This is a genomic window from Methanospirillum stamsii (assembly GCF_003173335.1).
GTDB lineage: Archaea > Halobacteriota > Methanomicrobia > Methanomicrobiales > Methanospirillaceae > Methanospirillum > Methanospirillum stamsii.
In genome coordinates, this window is record NZ_QGMZ01000018.1 from 1 (window position 1) to 12406 (window position 12406).

At 40.3% G+C, this 12406-nt stretch carries 12 protein-coding genes; 5 read left to right on the forward strand and 7 right to left on the reverse strand.

Going from position 1 to position 12406, the window contains the following annotated elements:
* On the reverse strand, positions 1–2388 hold a 2388-nt coding region (locus tag DLD82_RS08975; RefSeq protein ID WP_219968324.1), incomplete at its 3' end, for a hypothetical protein.
* A gap of 63 nt (positions 2389–2451) precedes the next feature.
* On the reverse strand, positions 2452–5556 hold the full coding sequence (locus tag DLD82_RS08980; protein WP_245920403.1) for a DUF3427 domain-containing protein: 3105 nt from the start codon (positions 5554–5556) through the stop codon (positions 2452–2454).
* Between the two features lie 342 nt (positions 5557–5898).
* On the opposite strand from DLD82_RS08980, the gene DLD82_RS08985 reads away from it, so the two are divergent.
* Entirely contained in the window at positions 5899–6216 is a 318-nt protein-coding gene (locus DLD82_RS08985) for a nucleotidyltransferase family protein (RefSeq protein WP_109940789.1), read from the forward strand.
* Positions 6217–6260: 44 nt separating this feature from the next.
* Entirely contained in the window at positions 6261–6551 is a 291-nt protein-coding gene (locus tag DLD82_RS08990; RefSeq protein WP_181391352.1) for a HepT-like ribonuclease domain-containing protein, read from the forward strand.
* Positions 6552–6653: 102 nt separating this feature from the next.
* Here the strand turns inward: DLD82_RS08990 and DLD82_RS08995 are convergent, their stop codons facing one another.
* From DLD82_RS08995 to DLD82_RS19340, 4 genes are all read right to left on the reverse strand, one after another.
* Complete coding sequence (locus tag DLD82_RS08995; RefSeq protein ID WP_245920404.1) at positions 6654–6989, reverse strand: nucleotidyltransferase family protein; 336 nt, start codon at positions 6987–6989, stop codon at positions 6654–6656.
* A gap of 21 nt (positions 6990–7010) precedes the next feature.
* The gene (locus DLD82_RS09000; RefSeq protein WP_109940791.1) at positions 7011–7247 is read right to left on the reverse strand and encodes a type II toxin-antitoxin system HicA family toxin; all 237 of its coding nucleotides are present in this window, start codon (positions 7245–7247) and stop codon (positions 7011–7013) included.
* The gene (locus tag DLD82_RS09005; RefSeq protein ID WP_109940792.1) at positions 7244–7483 is read right to left on the reverse strand and encodes a type II toxin-antitoxin system HicB family antitoxin; all 240 of its coding nucleotides are present in this window, start codon (positions 7481–7483) and stop codon (positions 7244–7246) included. Before DLD82_RS09005 ends, DLD82_RS09000 begins: the two co-directional genes overlap by 4 nt.
* A 686-nt stretch (positions 7484–8169) precedes the next feature.
* Positions 8170–8301: a hypothetical protein gene (locus DLD82_RS19340; protein ID WP_281268000.1), complete on the reverse strand. Its 132-nt coding sequence runs from the start codon at positions 8299–8301 to the stop codon at positions 8170–8172.
* Between the two features lie 237 nt (positions 8302–8538).
* Here DLD82_RS19340 and DLD82_RS09020 point away from each other — a divergent pair, with 237 nt between their 5' ends.
* From DLD82_RS09020 to DLD82_RS09025, 3 genes are read left to right on the forward strand one after another with little or no spacing between them, the layout of a single operon-like run.
* Positions 8539–8838 (forward strand): AlbA family DNA-binding domain-containing protein, encoded by a 300-nt coding sequence (locus tag DLD82_RS09020; protein WP_109940795.1) that lies wholly within the window; start codon positions 8539–8541, stop codon positions 8836–8838.
* A 46-nt stretch (positions 8839–8884) separates the two neighbouring features.
* The gene (locus DLD82_RS18240; protein WP_342764570.1) at positions 8885–9211 is read left to right on the forward strand and encodes a hypothetical protein; all 327 of its coding nucleotides are present in this window, start codon (positions 8885–8887) and stop codon (positions 9209–9211) included.
* Positions 9118–10050: an ATP-binding protein gene (locus tag DLD82_RS09025; RefSeq protein WP_109940796.1), complete on the forward strand. Its 933-nt coding sequence runs from the start codon at positions 9118–9120 to the stop codon at positions 10048–10050. The genes DLD82_RS18240 and DLD82_RS09025 overlap by 94 nt, the downstream gene beginning before the upstream one ends.
* Positions 10051–10603: 553 nt before the next feature.
* Here the strand turns inward: DLD82_RS09025 and DLD82_RS09030 are convergent.
* Positions 10604–12268, reverse strand: coding sequence for a RecQ family ATP-dependent DNA helicase (locus tag DLD82_RS09030; protein ID WP_109940797.1), 1665 nt, complete (start codon positions 12266–12268; stop codon positions 10604–10606).
* Between the last annotated feature and the right edge of the window lie 138 nt (positions 12269–12406).

The following is a 12406-nucleotide window of genomic DNA, read 5'->3' on the forward strand; positions in this document are numbered from 1 at the left end:
AACTTTAAATGGACTGGGGAATAAATAACGCCTGAGTTGGGGATATTTACACCGCCGTTGACAGCAATCAATGTTGAACATTAAATATGATAAAATAGAAGGGGAATTAGACAAAAACCATTCCTCATATTTTTTTATATCATATCTATAAAATCCTAATGAAAGCATCGAAAATTGATATAAGGACAAGTCATCAATTAATATTTCACCTAATATTCTTTTATGGATAATTTCAAAATTTTCGAATTTAATATTGCAAAAATTAATCCATTTTAATAATAAACCAATATCCTGTATTTTCCTTATTGTTGAAAAATTAATAATTTTTCCTAATCCTATAAGGTACTGATAGCAAAGATCTTTTCCTCTTTTCTCAATTTTAAGTTCTTTTTCTAAATTTTCAATAAATTGAATACTTTCTGAAAAGTCATGGATTTTTTTGTAAGGAGTAATAATATCAACAGGATGTCCAGGAAGTAAGGTTGATAAAAGTCCATATATTCCTCCATAACCCTGTTTATTAAAAGCTATTTGAAATGAAGAATGATTTGCTCTAAAATAAAGCATTTCACCGAATATAAATAATCCAGAAAGAATTCTTATTTGCGTAGAAATTTCGGAACTTTTAAAATGATAAATAAGCGATTCGATAAATGTTTCATTATTTATTTTATTACACAAATTACAATTCAAAACAAAGGTTGTTAAATGGACTTCTGAAACCGAAGACATCATATTTATTGCAGTAGTTTCAACGGATGGATAGTGCTTGAATAAAATTTTACAGAGATTGTATGAACGAATATAATGTAACCCTTTAACAGAGTCGTCCTGAATTGTAATAAATTCATCATAAAGAGATGATAGAAAAGAGTTTGGATCTATATCAATCGCAAGAGCATTAATCATTGGAGAAATCAGTAAAGGAACATGAAAAACCTCGGCTAATGAAACCCATCTAATAAATTCGATTTTTTTATCATCCCCATTATTTGATAAGGCTCGAATTTGTTCTGATAATCGGTCAAAAAGTAAGGATCCATGTGTAATGAAATAAATATATTCTATTAAAAATTTGTCAGATCCTATTTTTTCGTATGCATATTCTGGAGAACCAACTAAATTATGAATTTGTCCCTTTTCTTGAAAAAAATTAAAAATTAATCGTGCTTCATCCAAAGCAAATTTAGGTTCTATAATTTCAAAACTAGAATATGATTCATATGTAGTATTATACCAGGCATCATTTCTGATTGATATTATTACCTTAAATCCAAGTTTTGAACATTCTTGAGTAACTTCTGCCCATAATTTCGTTCGATATCCCGCGTTATCAATGATTAAGAACAAAGGCAGGTGAGAATTTTTTCTTGCATTTAAGAAAGAAATTATAGAAGAAACTTGCTCTCCAGTTTCTGCTAATCTTAAAGAATAAACACAATCATTTGGCCAATTATCATAAACATATTGATAAAGTAGTGTAGATTTTCCTTGACCACTTGAAGCACGAATAATGCATGTATTGTTTGTGGTGAATGATTTTTCAACATTATTAAGCCATTTAAATCGTTTTACTGGTAATCCATGGGCAATCATTCCTGGTCTGACATTTTTACCTAAGAAAAAATCTTCATCATTGTTTTCTGTCCAGTTTACTTTTTCTATATATTGCTTTCCAAATGCTTCGAAATCAATCTCTCGAGATATACTTTCCTTAATTGAGAAAGGAATGTCTCGAATGTCAGATTGGGTGATAATTTTTCTCTGTTGAGCCCATGTAAAGAAAGACGAAATAAAAAAATGCTGATATATTTTTAATATATCTGAATTAATATCAAAATTAGTAGAAATTAATTGGGATATTTGTTCAAATAATTTATCTTCATTAACAGAAATAATTTCCAAATTATATAAAAGTGAATCAGCTTCAAATTCTGTAGAATCTTTTACAGATTGGCAGAGTTCTCTAAATTTATCACGTACTGTTAATTTTCGTTTTTTATCAAATCGATGATAATTCGAAATCTCTAAAATATCATCTGATAATTCACAACTTAAAATTAATGTAAATTTTGAATCTGGAGACACTCGATATTCTTCTATAAAATTCTCCAAAACACCTTTCTTTTTTTTATAACTCTTTAAATTACTTGCAGTCCATACCTTACTTGAATGCTTTACTTGAATAAAATTTTTAAAAGTCCTTATATTTTTTATCTCCAAATCAATATCGTCTAATCCTTCTAATTGTATAGATTGTATCGAATTTTTTTCATTTAATAGCTCAAAGGAGCAATATATTGAATATAGAATTTGATATCTAATTCCATGGATATTACTAGCACCATGGTTTCGCACTTTGAATATTGAATCGTATTCACTATTCATAAGAGATCATTCGAGGATTAATTTTACATTTCACACAGTGTTGTTTCATAACAATCCCTATTATCATATTCCCCCACTTCCAACCTTTGCCTTTTTCATATATCCACCCGGAATCGGTTCATCTAATTTCCATACAATACTCATCGGCCTACTCCCTGAATGCCGCTCATAATTTGCAGTCCCTAAACACAAAAACGGCTGGGATACATTCTGAATCTTATTGAACTCCCTTACAAAGAGCAAAACTCGACTCCCTTTCTCCTGGTGATGAATATATCTCTTACCAGTAGGAGAGGATTCTGATGTCGTACTCTGGGATTGCCAGTGAAACAGAGTGTCATTGATAGCATAATCATGATACATCGTTGTAGATGAGAAAAACTTTTCACTCTTATTCAACGTAATAAAGAACACATCGAGTTTCTTATCAGCAAAATAAACAACTCCTTCCCTTTTTCCTTTGGTACTCCAATGATCAGGAGAATAATGTCCAAGTCCAGCGAAAATCTGATCCCGTGAGTAATATCCATGGAGCGAAAGACCACAATCAAATCCTAAATCCAGTGGTTTCTCAACATACTGAATCGTATCCTCCAGATAATCCAACATTGAGAGAATTTCTGAAACCATCCATTCACTCTTGAATAGTCCTTGAAATCCAGAAAGAAGAGAAGAATATCCCATCTCTTGAAGTGGTTTGGAATATATCGAGTAATAGAGCATATTCAGATGAGATTGATACCCGGTTTTTCGTCTGCCATCAGATACGACATCCTTTTCCCTAAGAATCTCTCTGATAAACTGAATGAAAGAAACTGAATTAATATGCCCGATTTTCCGGGCAATTGTCATCATCCATGTCTCCTCTTCCGGGCTGATTCGATCACAGAGACCCGCTTCAGCACACAATCCACGAAAAGTTGACTTACTATAGATTACGTGTAAATCCAACCCATAATGTTCAAGAAATATCTTCAAAGAAAGTGGCTTTCCAGTCTCTTCTTCAAACCGGGATATCTTTTCGACCAGGACATTTCTTCGGAGAAGAGATCGTTCAATATGTGAAAGGACGGTTTCTCGTGCAACCTTCTCAAGGGTGATGAAACAACCACGAGGAAGGAGATATACTCCGTTCTTCACCTGTTCAGATAATGGAGTGGTTCCTTCAGCTGTCAATGCTTTGAACTTGGTATCAAATCGGTAATTAGTATGCTGCCGGCCGACAAAATCCAGAACGGTGAGACATTCCTTTCCTTCACAAATTCGAAGGCCTCTCCCGAGCTGTTGAAGAAAAATAGTCATACTTTCGGTAGGCCTGAGAAAGAGAACAGTATTCACTTCCGGAATATCAACCCCTTCATTGTAGAGATCAACAACAAAAATAAACCGAATCTCCCCATTCACGAGCTGTGATTGAATGGAATTCCTGGTTTTCTGATCACTTTCCCCGGTAAGGTACCCGGAAGGTATACCAATCTCATTAAAGGTCTCACTCATGAAGATGGTATGATCAATACTGACACAGAATCCAAGACCGACAACTGTGTTAATATCTGTTACATACCGATTGAGTGAGATGGCAATATGTTCTGCCCTCTGACGATTTCCGGTGTATCGCTTGGATAATGTCTGTTTATCATATCCTCCCCGTGACCAACTCACATCATCAAGATTAACAGTATCTGTTATCCCAAAATAATGAAATGGAGCGAGTAGGTTTCTGTCAATCGCTTCTGGGAGGCGGATTTCTGCGGCTATCTTTCCATCAAAGTACCCGAGAATATCAAGATCATCCATTCGCTCCGGTGTCGCCGTCAATCCAAGGAGAATCCTTGGGTGGTAATATTGTAAAAGGGCCTGATATGAGGCTGCAGCCGCATGATGAAACTCATCAACGATGATGTAATCGTAATAATCAGGAGGAGTCAGGGCATTAAATTTCGTGCTATTGAAGGTCTGAATCGAAATAAAGCAGTGATCAATATGTTGAGGAACAACTCCCCGAATGCAGAGGTCTCCAAAGTTCGGGTCTCGCATGATCACCCGAAACCGACTGAGACTCTGCTTTAATATCTCTTCCCGATGAGCAACAAAGAGAAGACGGGCATGTGGATTTCCATTCCGAACAAAATTTCGAAAATCAAATGCAGATATGATCGTCTTACCGGTCCCTGTTGCTGCCACAATCAGATTACGATATCGACCATGAACCTCTCGCTCTACAAGCAGTCGCTCTAATATCTCCTTCTGATAGAAATATGGAACAATATCAAACAGAACCGGAAGGTCATCATCTCCAGGTTTCCCTTTTTGTCGGTTCAATGCCTCCTGTAAGATGGACTTGTCATTTTCCCCATAGGAAACAAACTCCGGGTTATCCCAATAACTCTCAAATGAGATACAGATCTTTTGGAGAATATCTCCTGCATCTTTTTCAGTAAGTTTCACATTCCACTCAAGACCGCTGGTTATTGCGGGATTTGATAGATTAGAAGAGCCTATATAAGCGGATGAAAATCCAGATTCGCGATAGAAATAGTATGCCTTCGCGTGTAATCTGGTTCGTTCGGTATCATAGGAGATACGAATCTCGGTATTTGGGAGGGTTGAAAGGAACTCAATAGCCTTGAGATCAGTTGCTCCGATATACGAGGTAGTGATGACCCGAAGATGCCCATGGTTGCAGAAATTGGAGAGTTCATCCATCAATAATCTGATTCCACTCCATTTGATGAATGAAACGAGCATATCAATCCGATCTGCAGATGCTATCTCCGCTTTCAGCTCCTGAAGTAAACTGGGTTCATTATGTGATCCAGTAAAGAGGCTGCTTTGAGAGAGGGAGGAAATAGGACGAAGAGGTGATGATAACCTTCTATCATCTCCTCTCATATCAGTTACCGAGAGGAGTATTTCTCCTTCAGGAGATACCCGACACTTATTTAGGGATTCTTCTCCAGTCCAGATCGATAGTTGATTGATGATCTCATTACAGCGATCTATCTGTTCCTTTACTGGTCCGTGTTTTTCTTCTAATATGGTAAGCGATTTTTTTAGTACCGGACTGAGGTAATGAGAGAGAAGAGAGGGGACATCTTCAGATTCTTGGATGGAGATGAGATCATATTGTTGTTCAGAACTTTTCAGGTTCTGTAAATACTGATTCATTACCTGCTCATACAGGCCTTGAGGTAATCTCTTCATGGTTTGAGAAAGATCTTAAAAATCAGGTTTTGAATTATTTGAAAAGCAGTCTTATCTTCTTGCAATGAATATATCCACCTGTAATAATGAGATGAGGTTGTTGATCGTATTATGGGTTATTAAATGAATCGGTAATCCTACCTCCTGATGTACTGAAAGAAGATTACTGAATCAGAGTTAAGGAATAAGAACTTAAAGAGACCAATGTATGAACTATAGATTGACATTCTCATCTGTCATGTAATCATTCCTGAATTATATGCATCTGAAAAACACCAGATATCCTCCAGGTGCCGGAGAAAACCAATGAGCACAATTTCGGATACATCCTCCCTCATCCCGGAGCCAATCAGAGACACGGTTATTCATACCCTGTTACCTCATGGAGTTTCACAAATTCTTGTTTTTGGAAGTTATGCAACCGGGAACCCTACCCCGGAGAGTGATCTCGATCTCATCGTCTCATTTCATACTAAAAAAGACCTCTTTGACTTGGGAGGAATGAGGGAAGACCTGATAGAAGCCCTGGGTATCGAAGTGGATCTGCTCAGCGAGGGAGCGATCAGTCCGTACCTGAAGGATAAGATAAAAGATGAGGCTGTGGTGATTTACTCTGAAGGATGAGAGTATTAACCTCCTCCATATCCGTGATGCATGCCATAAAATTTATGGATTATAGGCAAGGGGTTGATGAAGATGCCTTCATGGCTTCATCGATACTCCAGGATGCGAGTTTCAGACAGATATCAATAATCGGCGAAGCAGGAACCCATATATCCGCTGAAACAAGGGCTTATCATCTTGATATTCCATGGAGAAAGATCATCGGAATGAGAAATATGCTGATGCATCAGTATTTTGGAACCGATTTGGCATTTGTCTTTATCACCGCTGCTGAAAAGATGCCTGAACTTGCAGAACGGATAGAACAGATAATTGCCTCACCCGGTCGAAAGTGAGCCATACCTCTGACATCCTCTTCTTTTTCAAAAAACACGTTGCATCAATTTTTTCGTGAAAAAGTGTTGCCTGGCATCGTACCAGAGAACGATGTGGTGATCTCAACAAATCGAGGATATTATAACCCGGTTATCAGATATCAATCGCATCAGTAAGGATTGTTTCCCTGAGCTCCTCACGAATTGCCCGTCTGGGAGGGCATCAACCGGCCTGCCAAATACATCCTCGAAATAGAGTTTCAGACCGGAGAGGTCGAGAAGGTCAGCACCTGGAGCAAAGTCCTCCAGGATATCAATATCGCTATCCTCCCGTACATCACCCCTGGCGTGGGAGCCAAAGAGGGCAAGGTTATCAACATGGTATCGTTCCTTCAATTCAACCAGGGAATTATGCAGAATCTGAACTATGGTATCAGGAGGGAAAGCTGGCTTCATCATCCCCCGCAGGCAATAAATTGGTCAGCTGGTGAGAAAAAGATAAAATTCATCCCGTTCCATCCTTGCTTGCTTCATAATTGACATCAAGGTTCCAATTGGAATCGGATCTCGTTTCGGAATGATGACCAGGAGTTTGGTACCGTCGGCATCTTTAAAGAGGGCTACATGACTCCCTTTACCCTGGAATGGAGCATCCTGGTAGCCAATCCGTTTGAATTTTTTAATAAGAGTATGTGAGGAGACCTGCGGTAATTTCACGCAGCCTCAACCTCGATAACAGAAGTGAATTTTTCTGACGAGGTAATAGAGGGAAGAGCATCAGATAAAAGCCCGAGAACTTCTGCATTCTTCAGCCAGAGATCGATCGCTTCACGCAGATTCTCAAGTGCTTCTTTCGGAGTATCACCACAGGATGACAGTTCAATCTCCATGCATTTTGAAACATACACCCCGTCTTCTTCCCAAATCAGGGTTGTAAACTGGTACCTCTTCATCTGGCAGATCTCCTTTATTATATTCTCATATGCTCTTCTCCCCTGAATACCTCTCTCTCAATGTCCGGATATGGAACCAGGACGACCTTTAGTTCATCCGGAAACATTCTTCCAGATACCACGTTGCAGATCAAATGAGGCTTTGGTCACGGGAAACAGAAAACCAACTCATAATCTCCGGCCATTCTGAGACCCCGATCAATCGTATATACTCCCTGCATTCCTCCACATGCCCCCGAGCAGCGGCAGAGAACAATGGGGTATGAACCAATGGCAGATTTCACCGTGAAGAGCACCATAAAATCAGCAGTCCGGAACCTTGAAGGGTCTCGATTGCTGATTATACCCGGAAAGCACACTGATCCAGGATATCCTGGACGATAACACCTGGGGATGCACCTTCTGGCGAATCAGGTGGAGTCAGTCACCAGGGTGCCCTCGATCGATAGAGTCCTACGCAGCCTCCATCATCTACGAGAATGCGGAGGCAAAGACCGTGTGACAGATTCCGGTCAAGGAACCGGGCATGGCAGCCGAAAGCACCACCGTCACCAGAGAATCACCGGTAATGCAACCATCACCGGTGCAATGATATCAGGAGTCCCGGCATCACGGGATAGCTCAGAGGATACCTATCAAGCAAGGCCCTCAAGTGTTATGCCAGCAACGGCGAGATTTTCAGGGTATCATTCAAACGTGACAGTATCTCGCTCACCAACTACGATGCCGATTCTATCCGCACCACGCTGGAGACCTGGGCAGACGGTATCGCTACCCTGATGAACGCCCACTTCTCCTGCATCATTAGGAGTCCGCATGCTCCGGTCCGGTCACCTGGTTCGTCTTATTCAGATAACCACCTCCTGAAAGATACTGGTCTTGGCAGGCCGAAAGGCCCGATTTAAAAAAAAGAGTATCTGACTTCATGCATACTACTTATGCAATCCCTTGTGTCGAGTCGATGAGAAGGCCCTGCCACCTGATGTGTTTTAATTTCATCATGGGTGAGACAGAAATAATCCGGAGAACAAACCAACGAATCATCTCATATACCCATGGCCGAACCGGAAAACCTCACTAATATCTTCACATCGCTCCTTGATGAACTCCGTACCGGAGGAAATGAGAGGGAATGGATCGAATGCAAGGTGAGTTATGCCAATCCCCATGATATCGGGGAGTATATTTCTGCCCTTGCCAACTCATCCACACTCAAAAGCAAAGAAAACGGGTGGATGATCTGGGGAGTGGAAGATGGTACATGGCTCCCGGTCGGGACATTGTTCTCCCCGTTAAAGTTGAAAGTAAAAGCGAAACCCGCCCCCCCAATATGCAATCGGCGAAGAACAGGGTGAAGATCTCACCAATTGGTTACTGCGCCAGTTAGCTCCGGGAATTGACATCCGGTTTTATGAGTTCCTGTTCCAGGATAAACCGGTAGTGCTTCTTGAGATTCCAGCTGCAGCACACACCCCGGTCAGTTTTCATGACCAGGAATTCATCAGGGTAGGAAGTTACAAGAAACGGCTGAAAGAATACCCGGAGAAAGAACGGGCATTGTGGCAGATTTTTTCCCGGACTTCCTTTGAGAGTTTGATAGCCGCCTCCGGTATGAGCGATGCCAGGTTCTCGGGGTGCTCAGGTATGAATCTTACTTTGAACTCCTCGACCTTCCCATCCCATCAGATAGAACCGGGATTCTCCATCGCCTGGAAGAAGACAGACTGATTAAGGCAGAAACCTCTCACTCGTGGTCGATTACCAACCTGGGGGCAATACTTTTCGCCCGGAAACTCAGCGGATTTAGCACGCTGAAACGTAAATCCCTCCGGGTGATCCTATACGAGGGCATCAGGAGAACAGGCTCAAAGAAAGAACACCTGTTTTATGAAGGGTATGCATCATCCTTTGAAGAGGTAATCCGATATATCAGGGACCTCACCCAGACCAGGGAGTTAATCGAGGACGGATTCAATAAGAAGATCTACACCTACCCTGATATCACCATCCATGAACTCATACCCAATGCCCTTATTCACCAGGATTTTCAGATCACCGGGACCGGTCCGATGGTTGAGATATTTGATGACCGGATGGAGATCACAAACCCCGGATCACCGCTGATGGATACCCTCCGGTTCATAGACATTCCTCCAAAACCACGGAATGAAGAACTGGCTGCGTTCATGCGGAGAATTGATATCTGCGAGGAACGGGGAAGCGGGATTGATAAAGTAATCGAATCGGTTGAAGGTCTACTTCTTCCTCCTCCCGATTTCATTAGCTATGAATCTAGTACAAAAGCGATACTATACGCCAGGAAAGACTTTTCAGAAATGAACTGGGATGAACGGGTCCGGGCATGTTACCAGCATGCCAGCCTCTGTTCGGTATCTAACCAGGTATTGACGAATGCATCTATGAGAGTGCGATTTGGTCTGAATGAGACAGAATCATCCACGATATCCAGAATTATCCAGGAGACCCTGAAAAGGGACCTGATTAAACCGGCAGATTCGGATAGTCATTCAAAAAGACATGCAAAGTATATCCCCTTCTGGCAATGATTATTCCCGACTGGTCCAGTCCCTTATTTTCATGGGTTACGGGATAATGGTAGTAATACGATATTGCGGGCTTTATTTTTAAATCTGAGTTCGATCCTATTTGTCGGTTATTTCATCGGATATATATTTTCTGTAATCTCCCGAATCGCAGGCTGGTGAAAGGTCCGGGTTTATCCTTCCGGTCCGTAAATTCGATTTAAACCGGGATCTTATTTCATCGATAAAACCAGGAGATAATAAATCTCTTTAATGTGTAATCTGATTACAGATCCGGGGAATTTCTTATTTGATGGTTATTTCATTGGTCGTCTTAAGAGTAATACCCATGAAGCGAGAGACCATAATTAAATCCTAAATCCAGTTGCTTCTCAACATACAGAATCATATACTCCAAATAATCCAGGATTGAGAGAGTTTCTGAAACCATCCATCCACTCCTGAATATATGAAATCCCCTCTTCATCTATCTTTCCCATCATCATAGTGGGTTCTTCCCATGCATTCCCTTTCCTGGTCACATGTGGCTTATTTTTCGATTAAAAGACCGGGAAAATTATTTCCCTTGTTCTGAATCTATGACCGTGTACCTTGTCGACTCTTTATAAGTACAAAGATCTGTTACCTTGTCTTTTCCAATTATTTCCTCGGCATCTTTTAGTGTTACAGATGCAATCTTCATAAAAACGTCCGGATATAATCGTTTAAATATTTCAAGATTCAACTGACGAACCCTTCTTATAGAACTTTGAAGAACATAATTTCCCTGCTGTTTTGTACCTGACTTTAGGGCTGCCTCGAGTAATTCGTCTTTCAAAGCCCTGAGATCCCTGAGTTTTTCAGTTAGGTCAGATATCTCCTGGCTGATCTGAAAGATCTGTTTCAGAGAGGTTTGAGGTTCACTCTCTTGAGAAATAGGATAATTAGTGATTCTTTTTTGGGCATCCTTATCGCCATGAGTGAGCAACTGGGATGCACATGAGATGGTTTTTTCCTGGTGCTCATTATTTACTCCCATTTCTCCGGGAGGAACACAATTATCACAAGAATTGCAATTATATCCGGAGTAATCCTCTCCAAAATAGTTTAACACATATTTTCGGCGGCATGAAGAAGATTCACAATATTGAATCATGTCCTGTAATTTAGATAATGTAATTTCAGCATGGTATTCACTGATTCCATCTCTCTCAAGCAGGTACCGGATTTTAAAGATATCTCCTCTGCTATAAAAGAGTAAACATTCACTGGGCTGTCCATCACGCCCTGCACGACCAGTCTCCTGATAATAGGATTCAATTGTCTTTGGGAGGTCGTAATGAATGACATACCTGACATCTGGTTTGTCGATACCCATTCCAAAGGCGATTGTTGCACAGATGATTGGAGTTGTACCATGAACAAATGCATCCTGTGTTTGCTTTCTTACCTCACCTGAAAGACCGGCATGATAGGCCAGAGCATTATATCCATTTTTTTGAAGTGTGGCAGCGATTTTTTCTGTATCTTTTTTACTCAAACAATATATGATCCCTGAATCGTTCCTGTGTTGGGAAACAAAATTTTGAAGCACTTCAAGTGAATTTTTCTTAGGGATAACTCGGTAAAATAGATTAGGCCGGTTAAAACTACCTATAAATTCGCGAGGGTTAGTTAATCCAAGTTGTATAATTATATCTTTTCTGATCTCAGGTATCGCAGTTGCGGTTAATGCAACAACTGGAACAAAAGGGAAGTGTAGTTTAAGGGCAGATAATTGCCGGTATTCTGGTCTGAAATGATGACCCCAATCAGAGATGCAGTGTGCTTCATCAATGGCAATAAGGGTGACTGGCAACTTTTTTAGAGATTCAAGAAATGCTGGTTGCATGCATTTTTCAGGAGAGATAAACAACAGTCTGATGTTATTATGGTTCAAATCAATTCCGGTCTTTTCCCTGACGCCACGCTTAAGTGAACTATTGTACGTAGCTGCTGGTATTCCTCTTGCATTCAAATCGTCAACCTGGTCTTTCATAAGCGATATCAGGGGTGATATAACAATAGTTAAACCGCCCAGGCAGACGGCAGGCAACTGATAACAGAGAGATTTTCCACTTCCCGTTGCCATTATTGCCAATGTATCATGACCACTCAGAAGAGACTCGATGATTTCTTTCTGGAGAGGTAAAAATGAATGAAACCCCCAGTATTTTTCAAGCAGTTCAATAGGTCCTTCCATTTAATCCTTTATAATAGTCGGTTCTACCGGCATAAATCTTATATTAATTAACTTATATCTCCATATGCAGCCTGACCCTCTCTCCATTGGTCCGGTTCACTATATCTCTGTTATTTTAATTTCTTTTTATCAGATCTC

Coding starts and splice junctions, on each gene's coding strand:
- DLD82_RS08980 (WP_245920403.1), bottom strand. CDS start 5,556: ATGAATCAGTATTTACAGAACCTGAAAAGTTCTGAACAACAATATGAT.
- DLD82_RS08985 (WP_109940789.1), top strand. CDS start 5,899: ATGAGCACAATTTCGGATACATCCTCCCTCATCCCGGAGCCAATCAGA.
- DLD82_RS08990 (WP_181391352.1), top strand. CDS start 6,261: ATGGATTATAGGCAAGGGGTTGATGAAGATGCCTTCATGGCTTCATCG.
- DLD82_RS08995 (WP_245920404.1), bottom strand. CDS start 6,989: ATGATGAAGCCAGCTTTCCCTCCTGATACCATAGTTCAGATTCTGCAT.
- DLD82_RS09005 (WP_109940792.1), bottom strand. CDS start 7,483: ATGAAGAGGTACCAGTTTACAACCCTGATTTGGGAAGAAGACGGGGTG.
- DLD82_RS19340 (WP_281268000.1), bottom strand. CDS start 8,301: ATGCGGACTCCTAATGATGCAGGAGAAGTGGGCGTTCATCAGGGTAGC.
- DLD82_RS09020 (WP_109940795.1), top strand. CDS start 8,539: ATGGCCGAACCGGAAAACCTCACTAATATCTTCACATCGCTCCTTGAT.
- DLD82_RS09030 (WP_109940797.1), bottom strand. CDS start 12,268: ATGGAAGGACCTATTGAACTGCTTGAAAAATACTGGGGGTTTCATTCA.